Below are 21,042 nucleotides of genomic sequence, written 5' to 3' on the forward strand. Positions count from 1 at the left end.
GTCACGCCGACGTGCTGTTTCTTGACGTAGATGAACATGGACCGGGAGATCGGATACTGGCCCGAGGCGATGGTCTCGATCGTCGGCATGACGCCGTTGACGGCATGCGCCTTCACCGTGTCGCTGTTCTGCTCGAGGAAGGAATAGCCGAACACGCCGGTCGAGCCCGGGGTGCGGGTCAGGGTCTGGACGATGGCGTTGTCGTTCTCGCCGGAATCGACCCAGGCACCGTCCTCGCGCAGGGTGTGGGCCAGGGTCTCGAACCGGTCCTCATCGCTTTCGGCCAGGGCCGCCAGGGCCGGTACGGATTTGGCCGAGGGGGTCATGGCCAGCTCCAGCCAGGAGTCGCGCGTCCCCGAGGTCGGCGGCGGGCCATAGACCTGGATACGCGAGGCCGGCAGGCCGGGATTGACCTGGTTCCACGTCGTATAGGGGTTGGTGATGAAGGTCCCGTTCGGGCCGGGCACCTGCTTGGCGATCGCCAGATAGAGGTCATCGCCCGCGAAGCCGTAGTCGGGCGCATTGCGGGCCGTGGCGATGACCAGGCCGTCGAAGCCGATCTGGATCTCGACGATATCGGTGACACCGTTGGTCCGGCAGAGGGCGTATTCCGAGGCCTTCATCCGACGCGAGGCATTGGCGATGTCCGGGGTGTTGGGGCCGACGCCCTGGCAGAAGGCCTGGATGCCGCCGCCGGTGCCCAGCGCTTCGACGCGCGGGGCGGCGCCGCCCGAGGATCGGGCGAAATTCTCGGCCACCCGGGTGGCGAAGGGGAAGACGGTCGATGAGCCAGCCGCCCAGACCCCGGCGCGGGCAGTCTGGTTGCCGGCAGACTGGTCGTTGCCGCAGGCCCCGAGGGCGAGCAGGGCGATCGCCGAGGCGGCTGCGAGCAGGGTGCGGGTCATTGTCAGTCTCCGGACGGCTGGGGAGCGTCGGTTAGAACAGAGGATTGTGACGGTGGGGCAAAGGGGAGGGCTTAGGGTTTAGGGCTTAGGGCTTAGGGCGTAGGGTAGGGACCCGGTCAGCTTTGGCCCCGGCTGTGTGTTCCGCCTCCCCTAATTCCTAAGCCCTAAGCCCTAAGCCCTAGATGTGGATGGCATGCCCCAGGGCCCGCAGCGACGCCTCGTGGAAGGCTTCACCGAGGGTCGGGTGGACGTGGATGACGCCGGCGACGTCTTCCAGAACCGCGCCCATCTCCAGCATCTGGGCGAAGCTGTTGGACATTTCGGCGACGTGCTGGCCGACGGCCTGGACGCCGAGCAGGCGGTGGTCGGTCTTGGACGCCAGCACCCGGACGAAGCCGCCGTCCTCGCCGGCCTCGATGGCCAGGGCGCGGCCGATGGCGGCCAGCGGGAAGACGGCAGTGATGACGTCGTCGCGACCCTCGACATCCAGCGGCCCCAGGCCGGCGGAGACGATCTCGGGCTCGGTGAAACAGACGGCGGCGATGGTGACGGGGTCAAAGCGGCGGTCGTGGCCGGCGATGATCTCGGCGACCACCTCGCCCTGGGTCGAGCCCTTGTGGGCCAGCATGGGTTCGCCGGTCAGGTCGCCGACGGCCCAGACGTTCTTCATTGAGGTGGCGCAGCGGTCGTCGATCTTCACGAACGGCCCGGCCATGGCCACGCCCATGTTTTCGAGCCCCCAGCCCTGGGTGCGCGGCTTGCGGCCGACGGTGACGAGGACCTTGTCGGCCTTGAGCTTGAGGGCGGTGCCGTCCTTCGTCGTGATGTTCAGCTGGCCGTTCTCGAACGACCCGGCCTTGGCGCCGAGGTGCAGTTCGACGCCGTGCTTCTCCAGCCATTTGGCGACCGGATCGGTCAGGGCCTTGTCGTAGAGCGGCAGCAGGCGATCGGCCATTTCGACGATGGCGACCTCGGCCCCCAGTTTGCGGAAGGCGATGCCGAGCTCAAGCCCGATATAGCCGCCGCCGACGACGACCAGCTTGCCGGGCACCTTGTCCAGCGACAGGGCCTCGGTCGAGGAGATGACGTCGCCGCCGAACTTCAGGAACGGCAGTTCGACCGGCTCCGAGCCGGTGGCGAGGATGACGTGTTCGGCCGAGATTGTGACCTCGCCGTCGGCGGTTTTCACCGTGCAGGTCTTGGCGTCGGTGAAATGGGCCCAGCCCTTGATGACCTTGACCTTGGACTTCTTCAGCAGGGCGGCGACGCCGGCGTTCAGTTTACGGACGATGCCGTCCTTCCAGGCCGTGGTCTGGGCCAGGTCGATGGCGGGTTTGGACGCCGTGATGCCCAGCGTGCCTCCGGCGGCGGCCTTTGACACCGTCTCGAATTTCGAGGCGGCGTGGATGATGGCCTTGGACGGGATGCAGCCGACGTTCAGGCAGGTGCCGCCGAGGCCGTCGGAAGCATCGACAAGGGTCGTTTCAAGGCCGAGCTGGCCGCAGCGGATCGCGGCGACGTAACCCCCCGTGCCGGCGCCGATGATGAGAACCTTGGTCTTGGTCTGTTGCATCTTCTTTTCCGCTCATCCCCGCGAACGCGGGGACCCAGTTCTTTTGTGAGGCACGTCGTCAGATCATTCGGGTTCTTCGGGCGGCGTCCAGTCTTTCGCATCGGACAGGCCGCCCAGTCTCAGCCGATCATGCAAATCGTCCCAGCCGGGATTGGTCTTTTCGATCAGTTCCAGCTTCCAGAGCCGGTTCCATTTCTTGATCTGCCGCTCGCGCTTGAACGCCGCCTCGCGTGTTGGGTGCGTCTCGAACCAGACCAGACGATCGATGTCGTGTTTGGAAGTGAACCCGATAAAGGTCTTCGTCTTGTGCTGAAACCCGCGTGTGATCAGGTCGTCTGTGGAACCCACATAGGTCGTGCCGTTGCGCCCGCTCGCCATGATGTAGGTGAAGAAGGCCATCCCCTATTGATTCCGCTCATCCCCGCGAAAGCGGGGACCCAGTCCTGTCCAGCTTGACGCCGGTGTTTCAGAACAGGGGTCAGCGGGAAGTCCCATCGGCCCCATCACCCAAAGCACTGGGTCCCCGCTTTCGCGGGGATGAGCGGAGCGTGGGGTGGGGTGTCGAGGCCCAGCTGGCCGCAGCGGATGCCGGCGACATAGCCGCCGGTGCCGGCGCCGATGATGAGGACTTTGGTGGTGAGAGTCTGGGTCATTTTGCTTCCGCGGATCGGGGGCGGGTGAAGAGGATGACGTTCACTTTCCGACGAAACTCTTCCTCATTCTTGCTCAGGCAGATGGTGAGCCACTCATCCGAGGTGAACTGCGTCACATAGCGAATGAACTCGCCATCGACCTCTGTTTCGGAGTAAATCTCAACGATGCCGTCATCTAGAAACCGTCGCTTAACGGGCACCGTTCGCCCGTCAGGCCGCTTTCCGTAGAGCCAAGATCCGAAGCTATTGACGTCGCCGTATGCGCCGAACTTACCGACATTCTGAAGGTACGTGATGTCAGACCGCACCACCCTCACCCCATCCACAGCGTCGCGGGATGCTCCAGAAGCCCCTTGATCCGCTGCACGAAGACCGCCGCGTCGTGGCCGTCGACGATGCGGTGATCGAAGCTGGAGGACAGGTTCATCATCTTGCGCACGACCATCTGGCCGTCCTTGACCACCACCCGCTCGGCGATCTTGTTGGGGCCGACGATGGCGACCTCGGGGTGGTTGATGATCGGGGTGTGGACGACGCCGCCCAGCGTCCCCAGCGAGGTGATGGTGATGGTCGAGCCCGACAGCTCCTCGCGCTTGGCCGAGCCGTCCTTGGCGGCACCCGAGACCCGGGCGATTTCGAGGGCGGTGTCGTAGGGGTCGCGCGCCTCGGCGTGGCGGACGACCGGGACCATCAGGCCGTTCGGGGTCTGGGCGGCGATACCCAGGTGAACGGCGGCGTGGGTCGTCAGGACGCCGGCCTCGTCGTCGTAGTGGGAGTTGATAGTCGGCTGGTCGCGCAGGGCCACGACGATGGCGCGGGCGATGAAGGGCAGGACGTTCAGCTTGGGCTGGTCCTTTTTCCGCGTCGCATTGAGGTGGGCGCGGAGTTCCTCGAGGGCGGTGACGTCGATCTCTTCCACATAGGTGATGTGGGGGATGCGGCGGACGCTGTCGGCCATCTTCTCCGCGATCTTGCGGCGCAGGCCGATGATGCGGGTCTCGGTGGTGCCCTCGGCCTTGGCATAGGTGGAGGATGCCGATGCTCCGGGGGCGGACGATCCATGGCCGCCGGACGCGACATATGCGTCGAGGTCGCCGTGCTCGATGCGACCGGCGGGGCCGGAGCCGGGTACGAACTGGAGCGCGATGCCCAGGTCGCGGGCGCGGTTGCGCACGGCCGGGGAAGCGAGCGGGCGTTCGTTGCGGGTTGAGAGGGTTCGTGCGGTTGGCGCCCCTCCACCATCCTTCGCCTGCGGCTTCGGATGGTCCCCCTCCCCGCGTTGCGGGGAGGAGACGGCCGCTGCCGTCTGTCCCCCTGTCAGGGGGACCGAAGCCTGCGGAGCAGGGTTCGAGGGGGGCGGCGCCTCGGCACCGGCGGCATTGCCCGCACCCTCGACCTCGAACTCCACCAGCGGGGAACCGACCGCCAGCTGCTGGCCCGGTTCGCCATGGGCGGCGGTGACGCGGCCGGCGACGGGCGAGGTCAGCTCGACCGTGGCCTTGTCGGTCATGATGTCGGCGATGATCTGGTCTTCGGCGACGGTGTCGCCGACCTTGACGTGCCAGGCGACCAGTTCGGCCTCGGCGGTGCCTTCGCCCACGTCGGGCAGTTTGAAGACGTAGCGACCCATCCTAGCGTCCTCCACTCATGACGGCCTTCAGGGCCGTGGCGACCCGTTCGGGTCCCGGGAAATATTCCCACTCGAAGGCGTGCGGATAGGGGGTGTCCCAGCCGGTCACCCGCGCGATCGGCGCCTCGAGATGATAGAAGCAGCGCTCCTGCACCAGGGCGCTCAGCTCACCGCCGAAGCCCGAGGTTTTCGGGGCCTCGTGAACGATGACGCAGCGGCCGGTCTTCTTCACGCTGGCCTCGATGGTCTCGATGTCCAGCGGCACGAGGGTGCGCAGGTCGATGACCTCGGCGTCGACGCCGGCATGTTCGGCGCCCGCGAGGCTGACCCAGACCATGGTGCCGTAGCAGAGGATGGTGACGTCACTGCCTTCGCGCATGACGCGGGCCTTGCCGATCGGCTCGACATGTTTGCCGGTCGGGACCTGGGCCAGGTCCTGGGCCTTCCAGGGGCTGACCGGCTTCTGGTGCCAGCCGTCGAAGGGGCCGTTGTAGAGGCGTTTGGGCTCGAAGAAGATGACCGGGTCGTCGTCCTCGATAGCCGCGGTCAGCAGGCCCTTGGCGTCCACGGGATTGGACGGGATGACGACCTTGAGACCGGCGATGTGGGTGAACAGGCTCTCGGGGCTCTGTGAGTGCGTCTGGCCGCCGAAGATGCCGCCGCCGTAGGGGCTGCGCACCGTGATCGGGCTGGTGAACTGACCGGCCGAGCGATAGCGCAGCTTGGCCGCTTCCGAGACGATCTGGTCATAGGCCGGATAGATGTAGTCGGCGAACTGGATCTCGACGACCGGGCGCAGGCCGTAGGCGCCCATGCCGATGGCGGCGGCGACGATGCCGCATTCGCTGATCGGGGCGTCGAAGCTGCGGGTCAGGCCGTGCTTCTTCTGTAGGTGGTCGGTGACGCGGAAGACGCCGCCGAAATAGCCCGCGTCCTCGCCGAAGCTGAGGACATTGGGGTCTTCGGTCATCTTGATGTCGAGGGCCGAGTTCAGGGCCTGGATCATGTTCATGGGGGTCGTGGTCATGGTCAGACTCCCACCTCGCGCCGCTGTTCGGTGATGCGCCAGTCCTCGGTCGCATAGACCTCCTCGAACATGGTCTTCACCGAGGGACGCGACTGGCCGAGGGTGCCGATGGCCTCGGATTCCTTGCCGGCGGCGCGGACCTGTTCGACGGCCTCGGCCTCGGCGGCCGTCTGCTGCGCGTCGGACCATTCGCCCAGGGCGATCAGGTGCTGTTTCAGGCGCATGACCGGGTCGCCGAGCGGCCATTTCTCATGCTCGTCAGCGGGGCGGTAGCGGCTGGGGTCGTCGGAGGTCGAGTGGGGGGCGCCGCGGTAGGTGAACAGCTCGATCACCGTCGCGCCCTGGTTGGAGCGGGCGCGTTCCTCGGCCCACTGGGTCGCGGCCCAGACGGCGAGGAAGTCATTGCCGTCGACCCGCAGGGCCGGCAGGCCATAGCCGATGGCCTTGGAGGCGAAGGTGGTCTCCAGCCCGCCGGCAATGCCTTGGAAGGAGCTGATGGCCCACTGGTTGTTGACGATGTTGAGGATGACCGGGGCGCGGTAGACGGCGGCGAAGGTCAGGGCGTTGTGGAAGTCGCCTTCCGCCGTGGCGCCGTCGCCGATCCAGGTGATGGCGATCTTGTCGTCGCCCTTGTAGGCGCTGGCCATGGCCCAGCCGACGGCCTGGGGCACCTGGGTGCCCAGATTGCCGCTGATAGTGAAGAAGCCGTAGTCCTTCGCCGAATACATGATCGGCAGTTGGCGGCCTTTGATCGGATCCGAGGCGTTGGAATAGATCTGGTTCATCATGGTCGCGAGCGGATAGCCGCGCGCGATCAGGAGGCCCTGCTGGCGATAGGTGGGGAAGCCCATGTCCTCGCGGGACAGGATCATGCCCTGGGCGACGGCGATGGCCTCCTCGCCCGTGCATTTCATATAGAAGCTGGTCTTGCCCTGGCGGTGGGCGCGATGCATCCGGTCGTCGAAGGCGCGGGTCAGGATCATGGCCTTGAGGCCGCGACGCAGGGTCTCGGGATCCAGCTTCGGATTCCACGGACCGACCGCCTTGCCGTCATCGTCCAGCACGCGCACCAGCCGGAAGGCGTGATCCCGCATCTCGAAGGGGGTGGTCGAGACCTCGGGGCGGTCCACCACGCCGGCGGGGTCGAGCTTCAGATGGCTGAAGTCGGTGGGGTCGCCGGGCCGGCCTGCAGGCTCCGGCACGCGCAGCGACAGGGCCTGGGTATTGGGCTTCTTCATTCCGTCCCGTCCGGTTGATCCGACCGCGTTTCCTGAGGCGCAATTAGCACGGGCGGCCAGACAAGGCTCGCTCGATTTTGACCTTGCCTTGGCAGGTTTTGCGGTATTTTATTGCGCCATACCTCAATCAGGAGAAACGCCTTGGCTGACGATCTCGATCCCGTCGACGCCCGGATTCTGGACATCCTGCAACAGGACGCCGGATTGTCGGTGGCCGAGGTCGCGGATCGGGTCGGCCTGTCGGCCTCGCCGTGCTGGCGGCGCATCAAGAGACTGGAGGATACGGGCTTCATCCGCAAGCGCGTGACCCTGCTCGATGCGACCCGGCTGGGTCTGGATTTCGAGGTCTATGCCATCGTCAAGCTGAGCCTGCCCTCGACCGAGAATCTCGACGCCTTCGAGGCCGCCGTCTCGGCCTGGCCCGAGGTGGTGCAATGCGCCACCATCACCGGACGCGAGGACTATGTGCTGCGCATCATCACCTCGGACATGCACGCCTTCGACCAGTTCCTGCGCCACAAGCTGCTGAGCCTCGGCATCGTTTCGGACTGCGAGAGCCATATCGTCACCCGCGGGGTAAAGAATGTGACGGCCCTGCCGCTGGGGATCATCACGCCACACGTCGCCTGACCTCGAACCAGACAAGCGGAACCAAGGGGTAAACCAGATGATCGAGATGGTGATCGACGCCCGTCGCAAGGATCTCGGGGGCTTTGAGGTCGGACGGATCCTGCCGTTCCACGCGCGCCGGATGGTCGGGCCCTTCATCTTTCTCGACCAGATGGGGCCGGCAGAGTTCACGCCGGGGTCCGAGGCGATCAATGTCCGCCCGCACCCGCATATCGGCCTTTCGACCCTGACCTATCTGTTCGAGGGCGAGATCGTCCATCGGGACAGCACCGGCGCAACCCAGACCATTCGCCCCGGCGAGGTGAACTGGATGACCGCCGGCAAGGGCATCGTCCATTCGGAGCGGACCACGCCTACCAAGCGATCCGAGGGCGGCCCCATGCACGGGATGCAGGCCTGGATCGCCCTGCCCGGTGAGAGCGAGGATTGCGACCCGAGCTTCCATCACTACGCCGGGCCCGACCTGCCGGCCTATGAGAACGCCGGCCTGTTCGCCCGACTGGTCGCGGGTGAAGCCTATGGCGCCTCGGCCCGTGTGAAGACCGCCTCGCCGCTGTTCTATGTGCATTGGGAACTGGCCGAGGGCGTGCGCACCGCGCCGCCGCCGGGCAAGGGCGCGGGCGGCCATTCGGAGCGGGCGCTGTATGTGGCCAAGGGCGAGATCGAGGTCGGAGACCGAACCTTCCACGAAGGGCAGATGATCGTCCTCGAGCCGACGGCCGAGCCGACCATCAGGGCGATCCGGCCCTCGACCGTCATGGTCATGGGCGGCGAGCCGGTTGGACCACGCGTCATCTGGTGGAATTTTGTCTCGTCATCCCAGGCGAAGATCGATGCGGCCAAGGCGGACTGGAAGGCCGGCCGCATGGCCCTGCCGGTCGAGGACGATGCGGAGTTCATCCCCCTGCCCGATGTGCCGTCGACGCCTGAGCCTGCGCCGCCGGTCGTGAAGCCCGAGCCGACGGGTCCGGTCTGACAGGGCAGCGAGCGGCACCCCTGCAAGGCGGGTACGGATTGTCACACCCACGGCCCCGACGGTTGACAGACCAGCGATCGCCGAGGCACCCACAGAGGGCGGCCCGGGCCCCGCTGACGATCACTTCGATCGTGATGTCGGGCCGCACCGTCGGCGGGCGTTCAGGCTTGAACGGTCGCCGCTCTTTCGAGGTGGAACCATCATGTCATCACTGTCCAAGGGCCGCTCCGGCCTGAAAATCCCTGCGCGCCTGGCGCTTCTCTCGGCCCTGGCGGCCGCAGTCCCGGGCGCGGCCCTGGCCCAGGGCTCGCCCCACGACCACAGCTGCCCCACGGTGTCCCGGGCGGATGTCGAAGCCCAATTCGCCCGGTTCAATGATGCCTGGGCAACCGGCAACCCGGATGTGGTCACGGCGCTTTTCACGAATGAACCGGTTCTGCTCGCAACGGTCTCCAATACGCCGCGCACCACGCCGGCCATGGTTCGGGACTATTTCGTCGGCTTCCTGCGGAACCGGCCGGTCGGTCAGATCAACACCAGCACGGTCGAGATCGATTGCCAGACGGCGAGCCGCCTCGGCACCTGGACGGTCACCCTGACCGACCCCGCCACCGGTGCCAAGACGGACGTCCGCGCCCGCTATTCGTTCATCTATCGCTTCGAAGGCGGCGACTGGAAGATCGACCATCTCCACTCGTCGATGATGCCGGAAGCCGCCCGCTAAGCGGTTCTTCCAGACTGTATCAGCCGCCGCGGGATCCCCCCCGCGGCGGCGCTTTCCGGACGGATGATCATGAAAAGACGGGTGCTGGCCACCTCGATCGCGGCGCTCTCGCTGGCGACGCCTGCCCTTGCGAGCGACGAGGAGGCCGAGTTCTGGTTCAATCCGACCGCCAGCAAGGCGGTGAACGGTCGCACCACCATCGAGCTCGAAACAGCGCAGCGATTCCGCAACGACCCGCGCCACGACACCTATTTCGTTCGCGGCTGGGTCAAACGCGACGATGACCGGGACAACACCTGGGGCGTCGGCATCGAGCAACGCTGGAACGGACCGGACCAGCGCGAGGTTCGACTGCTGCAACAGGTCAGCTATGGCCTGGGGCCGATCGATTTCCGCACGCGCACGGAACAGCGGTTCGTCTCGACGGATCCTCAGACGGGTTGGCGGGTGCGTCAGCGTATCGGCACCTCGATCCCGCTGGGTGACTCGGACGAGAGCTGGAGCCTGACCGCAGACGCCGAACTGTTCGTGACCTTGCGGAGCACGACCCCGGACGGCCAGACCGGCGTCACGGGTCTGCGGACCTTCGTCGGATTCGAACGGGAATTCGGTCGCTACGAAGTCAGCCTGGGCTATCTCCGCCAGCAGGACGTGCGTGACAATGCGCCCGACCGCATCGGCCACGCCCCCTTCATCGGGGTCGGCGTCGCCTTCTGAAACCGGGCATTCGAAGGCGCTGGCGGGTCCTCAGATTGAACGCCCGGCAGCCTGTGGACCGGCGACGCTGATCGTTCAGCCGTTCCGCGCAGCGCCGGGCAGCCCCGTCAGAAAATCGAGCAGCAGCCGGTTCACCTCATCTGACCGTTCCTGCTGGATCCAGTGCCCCGCACCGGGGACCACCACCTGCATCCGCAGGTCCGTCAGCCAGTCCTTCTGACCGGCCTCGTGCTGGCCGGAATAGTGACGAACCGGGTCGCGCTCGCCGACCACAAAGGCGGCAGGCACGGTGATGCGGGCGTCCTGCAGATGGGCCGTCAGCGACCAGTTGCGGTCCATGTTCCGGTACCAGTCGATGGGACCGCGGAAACCGCCGGCGGTAAAGGCGTCGACATAGTCGGCAAACCGCGCGGGACTCATCCACGGCGGCAGGGTGGCGTCGTCCGGCACGACAGAGATGAAGGTCTGGCCCTCGGGTACAAAGCCGTTCGACTGGCGGTCGTCCGGCGTGGCACCGTCATAGCCATAGAAGGCCTTGCGCAGGGCGGTGGCGGGGTCGGCGTCGAAGACCTCATGGGCGTCATCCGCCTGGAAGCGGCAGATGTAGAGATCGCCCCGGCCCAGTCGTTTCGAGATCGCCGCCATGGCGGCCAGCGGCGGCCCCTTGGGCCGGCGCGGCTGGAACGGGACGGACAGGCCGAACACCGCCCGGAACATGTCCGATCGCATCAGGGCACAGTGCCAGGCGATCGAAGCCCCCCAGTCGTGGCCGACCACCACGCAAGAGGTCTGGCCCAGGGCCCGGACCAGATCGACCATGTCGCCGACGAGATGGAAGATCGAACAGGCGTCCCGCGTCTCCGGCCGTTCGGTGCCGCCATAGCCGCGCATGTCGGGGGCGACGGCATGGTAGCCGGCATCGGCAAGGGCCTGCACCTGCGCCCGCCAGCTGAGCCCGAGCTCCGGGAAGCCGTGGATGAGCAGGACCAGGGGGCCGGACCCGGCCTCGAGGATCTGCTGGCGAAGGCCGTCGGTCTGGATCGTGCGTGTTTGCATTCGGCAACGGACCATTCTCAGGCGGCGCGGGCAAGTGTCTCCTCCCTTTCGCGAAACAATGGGGAGGGGGGGGGCCGCGAAGGGGTGGAGGGGCGATCCATCCCGGTTTGTGCGGCCGGTGCCCCTCCACCATGCTTCCCATGGTCCCCCTCCCCGCAGAGCGGGGAGGAGACGGCGTTACAGGGTCACGCCCGTGGTGCGCATGATCTCGGCGCGCAGTTCGGGCATGCCGTCGCCCTTTTCGGCCGAGGTGACGATGACGGCCGGATAGGCGGCGCCGCGTTTGGAGACGCCCTTCAGGGTCGCCTCCTGGACCTTTTCGGCCTCGCCCTTCTTGAGCTTGTCGGCCTTGGTCAGGATGATCTGGTAGCTGACGGCGGCGAGATCGAGGGCGTCGAGCGCCTCGTCATCGACCTTTTTCAGACCGTGGCGGGCATCGATCAGCAGATAGACCCGTTTCAAGGTCACCCGGCCGCGCAGATAGTCGCGACCCAGGTCCTGGAATTTCTTCACCGTCGACTTGGAGGCCTTGGCCCAGCCGTAGCCGGGCAGGTCGACCAGTCGCATCTTGCCGTCGAGGTCGAAGAAATTGACCTCGCGCGTGCGCCCCGGCTCGTTCGAGGCCCGGGCCAGTTTGTGCATGCCGACCAGGCCGTTGATCAGGCTGGACTTGCCGACGTTGGACCGGCCGGCGAAGGCGACCTCGGGCAGGTCAGGATCGGGCAGCTGCTCGATCTTGGCGCACCCCATGACGAAGGTCGCGGGGCGCGCGAACAGGATGCGCGCCTGCTCCAGCGCCTCAGGCGTGAAGTCGTCCAACTCAGGCCTTCGCCTTCTTCAGCCGCTCGATGAAGGTATCGATCGGGTTCTCGGCCTTCAGGCGGTGCATGATCACATACTGCTGGAAGATGGTCAGGATGTTGGACCAGGCCCAGTAGATCAGCAGACCCGCCGGGAAGGTGGCCATGATGAAGGTGAAGATGATCGGCATGAAGGCGAAAATCTTGCGCTGCATCGGATCCGGTGCCGGCGGGCTCATCGCCATCTGCAGCCACATGGTCAGGCCGTAGAAGATGGCCAGGACGCTGAGGGCGAAGGTGCCGGCCAGATAGGTCCCGATCAGGGGCGTCGAGGCCGGGTCCCAGGGGATCAGGCCGTACAGATTCCAGATCATGGACGGGTCCGCCGCCGACAGGTCGCGAATCCAGCCGAAGAAGGGCTGGTGGCGCATCTCGATGGTGACGAACAACATCTTGTAGACGGCGTAGAAGACCGGGATCTGAAGCAGGAGGGGAAGACAGCCCGCCAGCGGATTGATCTTCTCCTTCTGATACAGCGCCATCAGCTCCTGCTGCTGTTTCGCCGGATCGTCGGGGTGCTTCTTCTTCAGCTCCTCCATCTTCGGCTGGAGGGTCCGCATCTTGGACATGCTCTCGTAGCTCTTGTTGGCCAGCGGGAACATGAACAGGCGGACGGTCAGGGTCAGGCCGAGGATGGCCAGGCCGAAATTCCCGAACCAGCCGTAGTACAGCTCAACCAGCCAGAAGATCGGGCGGGTCAGGAAGAACAGGAAGCCCCAGTCGATCGCATAGACGAAGCGCGGCAGGTCCAGGCTCTTCTCATAGCCGGCCAGGATTTCGTTGCGCTTGGCGCCGGCGAAGAGGCGCTGGGTCTCGGTGATCTGGCGACCGGGGGCGATGGTGTGGGCCTCACCCAGCATGGTCGCCGAATGGATGTCCGCGTGGGCGGCATCGGTGACGCGGAAGGCCGCCTCGATCTGCTCGTCCTGCTGCGGGATAAGGGCGGCCAGCCAGTATTTGTCGGTGATCCCCATCCAGCCGCCGACGGAGGAATGCTCCTGCACCGGCTTCTTGGCCCAGGCCTGGTATTTCAGCTGTTGGGTCGTGTATTTTCCGTCGGTGCCGAAGGTCCCGATACCGCCTTCGTGCAGGACCTGCTGGCGGCCCAGATCGTCGGGCACGCCCTGGCGTTCGATCCGGCCCCAGGGCGCGATGGTGATCGGCTGGGCGCTGAGATTGGCGACCGTGTCGGTGATGGTGAAGAGATACTCGGAATCGACGGCGATGCGGCGCGTGAAGCGCAGGCCCGCACCATTGTCCCACGTCAGGGTGATCGGCGTGGCCGGGGTCAGGATCGTGCCCTCGGTCAGACGCCACGGCGTCGTCGGGCCCGGAACGCCGCCCTGGACATTGGGGCCGTTCCAGCCGAACTGGGCCTGATAGGCGTGACGCATGCCCTCGGGACGGAACAGTTCGACCGGCGGCGAGCCGGCCTCATTGGTTTCCCGATAGCGGGTCAGGAACAGGTCATCGATGCGCGCCCCGATCAGGGTCAGCGAACCGGTGACCGTCCCGGTCTGGATCGTCACCCGGGCACCGCCCCGCGCCAGGGCGACGGCGCGATCGTCCGTAAAGACGACGGCAGACGGCGCAGCGATGGTTCCGGCGATGGCCGGACCGGCGGCTGCCTGTTCGGCCGCGGCCTGCTGGGCAGCCCTCCGCTTCGCGGCCTGCGGCTCCATCACGAAGAAGCTGTAGGCGATCAGCATGATGCCCGCGATCACAACGAAGAGGATCGTGTTTCGGCTGTTGTCGTGTGGAGGCATGGAGATCAGGAATCCTGGCCGGCGGACGCGGGTTGGGGAGGCGCTGGACGGGGCGCCGATCGCGGGGTCGCGAGCCTTGTAAGCGCCGATTTCACATCGTCAAGCAAACGGTCCCACGGACGGTCCGCTGTGCCCATGCGGGCAATGAAGACATAGTCGCTGCCGGGGACCGCCAACAGGGGGACTGTGGCCCGCGCCGCCTCTCTCAGTCGACGTTTGGCGCGGTTGCGAATGACGGCGTTGCCGACCTTGCGGGTCGCCGTGAAGCCCAGGCCCACCGTGGAGGTGCCGTCCTGGCGGTCCAGCCGCTGCACCACCACCGCACCACGGGCCTCTGAAACGCCTTTCGCGGCCGCCAGGAACTGGGGCCGCGAAGTCAGGCGTTCAATTTTGAATGGGTCGCTCATTATTCCTCCCCCTTGGGGGAGGGGGACCGCGAAGCGGTGGAGGGGTTTATCCGCTTCACCGGTTCTCGTGGCCGACGCCCCTCCACCATGCTTCGCATGGTCCCCCTCCCCTGAAGGGGAGGAATGGAAGACTTAGGCCGTCAGGCGCTTGCGGCCCTTGGCGCGACGCCGCGCAACGATCTTCTGTCCGTTCTTGGTGGCCATCCGCGAACGGAAGCCGTGACGGCGCTTGCGCACGAGTCGCGACGGCTGATAGGTCCGCTTCACGTTCGGCTCCTGGGACTGAATACAAAAAGGCGGCGGAAAGCATCCGTCGCGGGAAGGGCGGGCGTATAAGCGGCAGGGCCCGCGGTGTCAACGCCGATGCCCCCGCTGCGGAGAGACAATGGACCGGATCAAACGCTTCCTGCCCCTGATTTTGCTGGCCGGCGTCATTGCCCTGATCTTCGCCATGGGTTGGAACCGGTATCTGTCGCTGGACACCATCCGGGTGCACGGCGCAGAATTCCAGGCCTTCAAGGACGCCAACTACCTGCTGTGCCTGCTGATCCTGATGGTCGTCTTCGCCGTCCTGACCGCCAGCGTGGTGCCGGGCGTGTTTTTCGTCACCATCACCGCGGGCTATCTGTTCGGGCCCTGGGTCGGCGGGGTCTCGACCTCGATCGCCGCCACGGTGGGAGCCCTGATCGTCTATGCTGTGGCGCGATCGGCGCTGGGCGCGGCCCTCAGACTGAAGGCCGAGCGTGACCAGGGCCTGATGCAGAAGGTCTGCAACGCGATCGACAAGGATACCTTCTGGTATGTTCTGGCCTCGCGCCTCGCCGTGGTGGTCCCTTTTCACATGATCAATGTCGCCGCCGGGATCATGTCGGTCCGGCTGACGCCCTATACGGTCGCCACCTTCATCGGCCTGCTGCCGGCCCACATCATCTATTGCTGGATCGGGGCGCGGCTGAGTGAACTGCTGCAGACCAACCCGGACCCGGATTTCCAGGCGCTGTTTGGCCAGTTCCGGGCCCCGATGGCGGGGGTCTTCGTCCTCGCGGTCGTTCTGCCGTTCGGTCTGAAGGCGTTGCAGCGCGCGCTCGCCCGAAAGGCTCCGGAATGAACCGGCTCCGGCCCCTTTTCGATCGCCTCCGGAGCCGCCTTCGCCTGCCGGCCGACTGGCGCGAGCGGCTGAAATTCCACGCCCCGGACGCGCTCGCCTGGCGGCTGCTGATGCTGACCTTTGTCTTCACCGTGGTGGTGGAGATCCTGATCATCGTTCCGAGCGCCGCCAGCTTCCACGAGCGCTGGCTTCTGGATCGGCTGCAGTCGGCTGAACTGGCCTCTGTCGGGGTCGAGGCCCTGCCCTATTCGGCGGTCGAGGACGACGCCGCTGAACAGTTGCTGGCGATCGGCGGCGTGCAGGCCGTGGTGGTCGGCGACCAGGGCGTCAGACGGCTGTTGCTGCAGGCCCCCAACCTGCCGAGGACACCCGATCTGATCGATTTGCGCCAGAGCCGGCCCATGACCCGGATCGCCGATCCCTGGCGCACCCTGTTCGGCCACCCTGACCGGTCGATCCGGGTCCAGGCCAGACCGCGCTACCGTTCGGGCGATTTCATCGAGATTCTGGCGCCGGCCGAGCCCCTGAAGGCCGAACTGGCGGCCTTTCTGGTCAACAGCCTGCTGGTGTCGCTGCTGATTTCGCTGGTCGCCGGGGGATTGCTGTACGGCGGTCTGGCCTTCCTGGTCCTGCAGCCGCTGCGCCGGGTCACCCGCTCGATCGAGCATTTCGCCCGCGACCCGGAGTCCGCGGGCACTCCGCCCGGTGACCGGCACGACGAGATCGGCCGGGTCGAGCGCGAACTGGCGCGCATGCAGGAAGAGGTCCGCGTCTCCCTGCGATCCCGCGCCCGGCTGGTGGCCCTCGGCGAGGCTGTGGCGAAGATCAACCACGACCTGCGCAACATGCTGACGTCGGCACAACTGGCATCCGAACGTCTGGCCGACTCGCCGGATCCCGAGGTGGCCCGCGTCCTGCCGCGGCTGGAGCGGGCCCTGGGCCGCGCGGCCACCCTCTCCCGCAATGTGCTGGAGTACGGCAAGAGCGAGGAGCCGCCGCCGCAGCGGGTCCGCATCCCCCTCGCCCCCGCCATTGCCGCAGCGGCCGAGGACGCCGGCCTGACGGCGGCGGGTGTCCGTCTGACAAAATCCATCCCGGCGAGGCTGGCCATCCAGGCGGATCCCGACCAGTTGCACCGCGTGCTGGTCAATCTGATGCGCAACGCCCGGCAGGCCATCGAGAGCGACCCGACCCGCAGAACAGCCCGGAAGGGCGTCGTCAGGGTCATCGCCTCGACCGAAGACAACGCCTGCATCATCCAGATCATCGATGACGGGCCCGGTATTCCGTCACGTCTGTCGGAAAGCCTGTTCGAGCCGTTCGTCAGTGGCCGCGCCTCGGGCGGCGCGGGCCTTGGACTGGCGATCTCGCGGGAACTGGCTGCCAACCACGGCGGGGCCCTGACCCTCGTAGAGACCGGACCGACGGGGACCACCTTTGCCCTGCGTCTGCCACACTGACAGGGCCAAATCGCCCGATCGGCGTTATCACTGGCAGCGCCGCAGGAAACCACCCAGCATCGCCTAGCGCCCATCTGTCCCGGAGGCTTTTCACATGATCCGCTTCACCCCCGCTGCCCTGGCCGTCCTGGCACTGGCCGCCGCGCCGGTCCTCGCCCAGACGACCCGGCCGCAGGCCCCGGTCCAGAGGACCACGCCCCAGCAGATCACGCCCCCGGCGGCACCGGCCGCAATCCCTGCGCCGGGGTCCGAGGAATGGCTGCGGCTGCGCGGAGAAACCTACAGCGCGGCCCCCGGGTCGGAGCAGGACCCCGCCGAGGTCGCAGAAACGATCCGGCTGAACGCGGCGATCGTCGCCCGCAACAACGCCGCCGAGCGCCGCGAGAACGAGGATATCGCCGCCTGGCGGGTTGAGGACGCCCGCTGGCGCGCCGAGGTCGCCCGGCTGGAAACCGAACGGGCGCAGTGGGAGGCCAACGTCGCCGCGAACGAAGCCGCCCGCCTTCGCTACGAGCGCGAGCGCGCCGCCTGGGCCGCCGAGGTGGCGGCCTGCGAGCGCTCGCCCCGAACCTGCGGGACCGGCACCCCGAAAGACTGACCCGAATGCACGTCCTGCTGATCCACGGCGAGATCGGGTCCGGCAAGACGCGGCGGGCTGCGGCCTGGATCGAGGCCGAGGGCCTGGCCGGACGACCCGTGGCCGGCGTTCTGGCCCTGAAATCACCGACAGGGCGGCGGCTCATGGACATTGCGACGGGGGAAGAGGTGCCCCTGGAGCATCCGGCCAGTGACGAGGTCGCTGTCACGGTCGGCCGGTTCCAGTTCCGCCAGGCCGCGTTCGACTGGGCGGTTCAGCATATCGATCAGGCGCTCGGGTCGGCCGGATCGGTGGTGATTGACGAGGTCGGTCCGCTGGAGATGCGGGGGGGCGGGTTTGCGCCGCTGCTGGATCGACTGGAGCGGGACCATCCGACAACCCGGCGGGTTCTTCTGGTCCGCACCTCCCTCATCGACGCAGTCGCCGACCGGTTCTGTCGGGGAGCCGTAACGATTTTCGACCCCGACCGGTAAACGCCCGGAAACGGACCGTGTGGCCGACCCGACAGTTGCACCCTGCGGGGTCCCGTGAGAGCGTCGTTCCGCGCGCGTCCGGAGGGAAGATTGACCGACATGGCAAATGCCCCATCCGATGACGACGGGCACGCCCCGGGCCGGGCCCGGGCCGCAGCATCCCGCTTTGCGGACCGGCCGCTGGCGAACGGCCGTACCGATACCTGGCGACATCCGGCCTGGGTAAGGCTGGCGCACTGGCTGAACGTCATTGCCGTCGTGGTGCTGATCATGAGCGGGCTCAACATCCTGCTGGCCCATCCGCACCTCTACTGGGGCGTTCGCTCCACCTTCGCCGATCCGTGGGTGAGTATTCCCCCGATTCCGAACTGGTTGCTGATCCCGCAGGGGCGCAACCTGGCCGAGGCGCGCAACTATCACTTCCTGTTCGCCTGGATCTTCGTTCTGAACGGCCTGGCCTATCTGACCCTCGGGCTGATCACGCGCCGGTTCGGCCGCCGCCTGGTGCCGACCAGCGCCGACCTGAAGGGCCTCGGCCCTTCCATCGTCGAACACGCCCGCTTCCATTTCCCGACGGACGATCACGCCCGTGCCTACAACGTCATCCAGAAGCTGACCTATCTGACCATGATCCTGGTCGTGCTGCCGATGATGCTGATCACCGGCCTGTCGATGTCGCCGGGTTTCAATGCCATCGGCGGCATTCTCCTGGACATCATGGGCGGGCGGCAGTCGGCGCGGACCCTGCATTTCATCTCGGCGGCCCTGATCGTCGGCTTTATCGCCATCCATGTCGGGCTGGTGATCTGGACCGGCCTGTTCAACAATATGCGTGCGATGATCACCGGCTGGTTCGTCATCGAGCCGCCCGGGTCCACTGCGGGACCGAAACGCCGCCACAAGCCGCCGACCGAACCGGGAGACCCGTCATGAACCGTCGTCGCTGGCTGACCGGGGCCGTCGCCACCGCCGCGACCGCCTTGCTCGCGGCCTGTAACCAGGCCGGGACCCGGCTGGCCGAGCAGGCCCGGCGGATGGGCGAGGGACTGACCCTCCGCTCCCAACGCCTTTTCCTCCCCCCCGACGCCCTGGCCCCGACCTACAGTCGGGCGCAGATCTCGCCGGACTTCAAGGCCAATGGCTCGGTCGACCCCGCAGCGGCCGACTACAAGGCGCTCAAGGCCGACGGGTTCGCCGGCTACAGACTGGTCATCGACGGGCTGGTCGAGCGGCCCCTTTCCCTGAGCCTGGAAGAACTGCGTACCCGCCCGGCGCAGAGCCAGATCACCAAACACGACTGTGTCGAGGGCTGGACCTCGATCGCAGAGTGGACCGGCGTAAGGCTGGAGACCCTGCTCGACGAGGCCGGGCTGAAGCCGCAGGCGCGCTACATCGTCTTCCACTGTTTCGACGCTCTCGATCAGCGTGAGGACGGGGAGCGGTATTATGAAAGCATCGATCTGATCGACGCCCGGCACCCCCAGACCATCCTCGCCTGGGAGATGAACGGAGAGGTTCTGCCGGTCCCGCACGGCGCGCCGTTGCGACTGCGTGTCGAGCGGCAGCTGGGCTACAAGCACGCCAAATACATCAAGCGGATCGAGGCCGTGGAAAGCTTCGCCCACCTGGGCGGCGGCAAGGGCGGCTATTGGGAAGACCGGGGCTACGAGTGGTACGCGGGCATCTGACCCGACGCGGGTTGGGGCTGGCGGCCGGCGCGGCGCTGGTTGTCCCTGCGGTCCCGGCCAGAGCCCGGCCGGTCAGCCTGATCGCGACGACCCGCCACGGCCCGGTCAGCGCCCATGTCGAGGGCGAGGTGCTGGCGTTCAGGGGCATCCCCTATGGCGCGGACACGGGCCCGCGGCGTTTCCGGCCGCCGATCCAGCCTTCCTCATGGCGAGAGCCCCTTGCCGGAAACGACTACGGCCCGGCCTCCCCCCAGCGCGGGACCGAGCCGAACCAATCCGAGGACTGCCTGCGCCTCAACGTCTGGACACCGGCGTTGGACACCGGGAGACGGCCGGTGATCGTCTATATCCACGGGGGAGCCTATTCGACGGGATCAGGCGCGAGTCCATTGACGAACGGTGCCCGGCTGGCGGCGCGGGGCGATGTGGTGATGGTGACCGTCAACCACCGTCTGGGGCCGCTGGGCTATGCCGCGCTGGCGCGACTGGCACCCGGGTTCGAGGACAGTGGCAATCTGGGGCAGCTGGATCTGGTGCTGGCGCTGCAGTGGGTGCGGGACAATATCGCGGCCTTCGGCGGCGATCCCGGCTCTGTCACCGTGGTCGGCCAGTCGGGTGGCGGGGCCAAGATCGCCACCCTGATGGCCATGCCCGCCGCCGCCGGCCTGTTCCACCGCGCCGTGACCATGAGTGGGCAGCAGGTGACGGTTTCAGGGCCGTTGAACGCCACGCGCCGGGCGGAGGTCTGGCTGGAGGCGCTGGGGCTGGGGCCGGACCGGATCGACGCGGTTCGCACGATGCCGGTCGAGCGGCTGATCGAGGCGGCGGGCGCGACCGACCCCATCCTGGGCGGTTCGCTGTATTTCGGGCCGGTGCTGGACGGGCGGACCCTGACCCGGCACCCGTTCTGGCCCGACGCCGCGCCGCAGTCGGCCCATGTTCCGATGATGATCGGCAATACGCGCGAGGAGACCCTGGCCTTCCTCGGCGGCGATCCGGCCAATGCGGGTCTGACGTGGGACGCCCTGCCCGCCCGGCTGACGCCGTCGCAGATGCGGATCGATGTGGCACCGGAAGAGGTCGTGGCCTGGTATCGCGCGAACCATCCCGGGATGAGCCCCGATCAGGTCCTGATCCGGGCCACCACGGCCGCCCGCAGCTGGCGTGCTGCGGTGATCGAGGCCGAGATGCGGGCGGCGCAGGGCTCGCCCGCCTTCGTCTGGCAGCTGGACTGGGCCTCGCGGATGCCGAACGGCCGGACCGGAGCCTTCCACACCTCGGATATTCCCCTGATGCTGGACAATGTCGCTGCCGAGGGCTCAGGCGCCGTCGGGCCGAACGCACAGGCCATGGCCGACCGGATGAGCGACGCCTTGCTGGCCTTCGCCCGCACCGGCAATCCGAACCACGCCGGCCTGCCGGGGTGGACGCCCTATTCGCTCGCGCGCCGTGAGACGATGATCATGGACCTGCCGCCCCGGATGGAGAACGATCCGCGCGGGGACGAGCGGCGGTTCTTCGGGCGTATTCCTTACATTCAGCCGGGGACGTGA

The 21,042-nt window shown here is 67.0% G+C and carries 24 protein-coding genes; 11 read left to right on the plus strand and 13 right to left on the minus strand.

Annotated elements, in window-relative coordinates; translation table 11 throughout:
- From Q0053_RS02795 to Q0053_RS02830, 8 genes are all read right to left on the minus strand, one after another.
- Positions 1-905, minus strand: a 905-nt coding sequence (locus tag Q0053_RS02795; protein ID WP_298095711.1) for a substrate-binding domain-containing protein, incomplete at its 3' end; no start/stop codon positions are given.
- A 178-nt stretch (positions 906-1,083) separates the two neighbouring features.
- Entirely contained in the window at positions 1,084-2,478 is a 1,395-nt protein-coding gene (gene lpdA / locus Q0053_RS02800) for a dihydrolipoyl dehydrogenase (RefSeq protein WP_298095714.1), read from the minus strand.
- Between the two features lie 63 nt (positions 2,479-2,541).
- Positions 2,542-2,877, minus strand: a complete 336-nt coding sequence (locus tag Q0053_RS02805; protein WP_298095718.1) for a GIY-YIG nuclease family protein — start codon at positions 2,875-2,877, stop codon at positions 2,542-2,544.
- A 104-nt stretch (positions 2,878-2,981) separates the two neighbouring features.
- Positions 2,982-3,131, minus strand: a complete 150-nt coding sequence (locus tag Q0053_RS02810; RefSeq protein WP_298095721.1) for a hypothetical protein — start codon at positions 3,129-3,131, stop codon at positions 2,982-2,984.
- Positions 3,128-3,439: a hypothetical protein gene (locus Q0053_RS02815; protein ID WP_298095723.1), complete on the minus strand. Its 312-nt coding sequence runs from the start codon at positions 3,437-3,439 to the stop codon at positions 3,128-3,130. Before Q0053_RS02815 ends, Q0053_RS02810 begins: the two co-directional genes overlap by 4 nt.
- Before the next feature lie 5 nt (positions 3,440-3,444).
- Positions 3,445-4,761, minus strand: coding sequence for a dihydrolipoamide acetyltransferase family protein (locus Q0053_RS02820; RefSeq protein ID WP_298095726.1), 1,317 nt, complete (start codon positions 4,759-4,761; stop codon positions 3,445-3,447).
- Between the two features lies 1 nt (position 4,762).
- Positions 4,763-5,788, minus strand: a complete 1,026-nt coding sequence (locus Q0053_RS02825) for an alpha-ketoacid dehydrogenase subunit beta (RefSeq protein ID WP_298095729.1) — start codon at positions 5,786-5,788, stop codon at positions 4,763-4,765.
- Positions 5,789-5,790: 2 nt separating this feature from the next.
- Positions 5,791-7,026 carry a thiamine pyrophosphate-dependent enzyme gene (locus Q0053_RS02830; protein ID WP_298095730.1) on the minus strand — a complete coding sequence of 412 codons (1,236 nt, stop codon included), beginning with the start codon at positions 7,024-7,026 and terminating at the stop codon, positions 5,791-5,793.
- 141 nt (positions 7,027-7,167) lie between these two features.
- On the opposite strand from Q0053_RS02830, the gene Q0053_RS02835 reads away from it, so the two are divergent.
- The 4 genes from Q0053_RS02835 to Q0053_RS02850 all read left to right on the plus strand — a co-directional run bounded on the left by Q0053_RS02835 (position 7,168) and on the right by Q0053_RS02850 (position 10,073).
- Positions 7,168-7,656, plus strand: coding sequence for an Lrp/AsnC family transcriptional regulator (locus Q0053_RS02835; RefSeq protein WP_298095733.1), 489 nt, complete (start codon positions 7,168-7,170; stop codon positions 7,654-7,656).
- 37 nt (positions 7,657-7,693) lie between these two features.
- Positions 7,694-8,632 carry a pirin family protein gene (locus Q0053_RS02840; RefSeq protein WP_298095736.1) on the plus strand — a complete coding sequence of 313 codons (939 nt, stop codon included), beginning with the start codon at positions 7,694-7,696 and terminating at the stop codon, positions 8,630-8,632.
- Positions 8,633-8,834: 202 nt separating this feature from the next.
- Positions 8,835-9,356 carry an SgcJ/EcaC family oxidoreductase gene (locus Q0053_RS02845; protein WP_298095738.1) on the plus strand — a complete coding sequence of 174 codons (522 nt, stop codon included), beginning with the start codon at positions 8,835-8,837 and terminating at the stop codon, positions 9,354-9,356.
- A gap of 69 nt (positions 9,357-9,425) precedes the next feature.
- Positions 9,426-10,073, plus strand: a complete 648-nt coding sequence (locus tag Q0053_RS02850) for a DUF2490 domain-containing protein (RefSeq protein ID WP_298095741.1) — start codon at positions 9,426-9,428, stop codon at positions 10,071-10,073.
- Between the two features lie 75 nt (positions 10,074-10,148).
- On the opposite strand, the gene Q0053_RS02855 is transcribed toward Q0053_RS02850, so the two are convergent.
- The 5 genes from Q0053_RS02855 to rpmH all read right to left on the minus strand — a co-directional run bounded on the left by Q0053_RS02855 (position 10,149) and on the right by rpmH (position 14,429).
- Positions 10,149-11,129: an alpha/beta hydrolase gene (locus Q0053_RS02855; RefSeq protein ID WP_298095744.1), complete on the minus strand. Its 981-nt coding sequence runs from the start codon at positions 11,127-11,129 to the stop codon at positions 10,149-10,151.
- 177 nt (positions 11,130-11,306) lie between these two features.
- Entirely contained in the window at positions 11,307-11,948 is a 642-nt protein-coding gene (gene yihA, locus Q0053_RS02860; protein ID WP_298095747.1) for a ribosome biogenesis GTP-binding protein YihA/YsxC, read from the minus strand.
- 1 nt (position 11,949) lies between these two features.
- Positions 11,950-13,755: a membrane protein insertase YidC gene (yidC, locus tag Q0053_RS02865; protein WP_298095749.1), complete on the minus strand. Its 1,806-nt coding sequence runs from the start codon at positions 13,753-13,755 to the stop codon at positions 11,950-11,952.
- A 5-nt stretch (positions 13,756-13,760) separates the two neighbouring features.
- On the minus strand, positions 13,761-14,162 hold the full coding sequence (gene rnpA / locus Q0053_RS02870) for a ribonuclease P protein component (RefSeq protein ID WP_298095752.1): 402 nt from the start codon (positions 14,160-14,162) through the stop codon (positions 13,761-13,763).
- A gap of 132 nt (positions 14,163-14,294) precedes the next feature.
- Positions 14,295-14,429 (minus strand): 50S ribosomal protein L34, encoded by a 135-nt coding sequence (rpmH, locus tag Q0053_RS02875; protein ID WP_003164000.1) that lies wholly within the window; start codon positions 14,427-14,429, stop codon positions 14,295-14,297.
- Positions 14,430-14,547: 118 nt separating this feature from the next.
- On the opposite strand from rpmH, the gene Q0053_RS02880 reads away from it, so the two are divergent.
- The 7 genes from Q0053_RS02880 (at position 14,548) to Q0053_RS02910 (ending at position 21,042) form a co-directional block, all read left to right on the plus strand.
- A complete protein-coding gene (locus Q0053_RS02880; RefSeq protein WP_298095755.1) occupies positions 14,548-15,270 on the plus strand; it encodes a VTT domain-containing protein in 723 nt (240 codons plus the stop codon).
- A complete protein-coding gene (locus tag Q0053_RS02885) occupies positions 15,267-16,730 on the plus strand; it encodes a sensor histidine kinase (RefSeq protein ID WP_298095758.1) in 1,464 nt (487 codons plus the stop codon). Before Q0053_RS02880 ends, Q0053_RS02885 begins: the two co-directional genes overlap by 4 nt.
- A gap of 94 nt (positions 16,731-16,824) precedes the next feature.
- Positions 16,825-17,328: a cell wall hydrolase gene (locus Q0053_RS02890; protein WP_298095761.1), complete on the plus strand. Its 504-nt coding sequence runs from the start codon at positions 16,825-16,827 to the stop codon at positions 17,326-17,328.
- Between the two features lie 5 nt (positions 17,329-17,333).
- A complete protein-coding gene (locus tag Q0053_RS02895; RefSeq protein WP_298095764.1) occupies positions 17,334-17,801 on the plus strand; it encodes a nucleoside-triphosphatase in 468 nt (155 codons plus the stop codon).
- Positions 17,802-17,900: 99 nt separating this feature from the next.
- A complete protein-coding gene (locus tag Q0053_RS02900) occupies positions 17,901-18,734 on the plus strand; it encodes a cytochrome b/b6 domain-containing protein (protein WP_298095788.1) in 834 nt (277 codons plus the stop codon).
- Positions 18,731-19,489, plus strand: coding sequence for a molybdopterin-dependent oxidoreductase (locus Q0053_RS02905; protein WP_298095767.1), 759 nt, complete (start codon positions 18,731-18,733; stop codon positions 19,487-19,489). Before Q0053_RS02900 ends, Q0053_RS02905 begins: the two co-directional genes overlap by 4 nt.
- Entirely contained in the window at positions 19,471-21,042 is a 1,572-nt protein-coding gene (locus Q0053_RS02910) for a carboxylesterase/lipase family protein (protein WP_298095769.1), read from the plus strand. The genes Q0053_RS02905 and Q0053_RS02910 overlap by 19 nt, the downstream gene beginning before the upstream one ends.

The organism is Brevundimonas sp., assembly GCF_027487935.1.
Lineage (GTDB): Bacteria > Pseudomonadota > Alphaproteobacteria > Caulobacterales > Caulobacteraceae > Brevundimonas.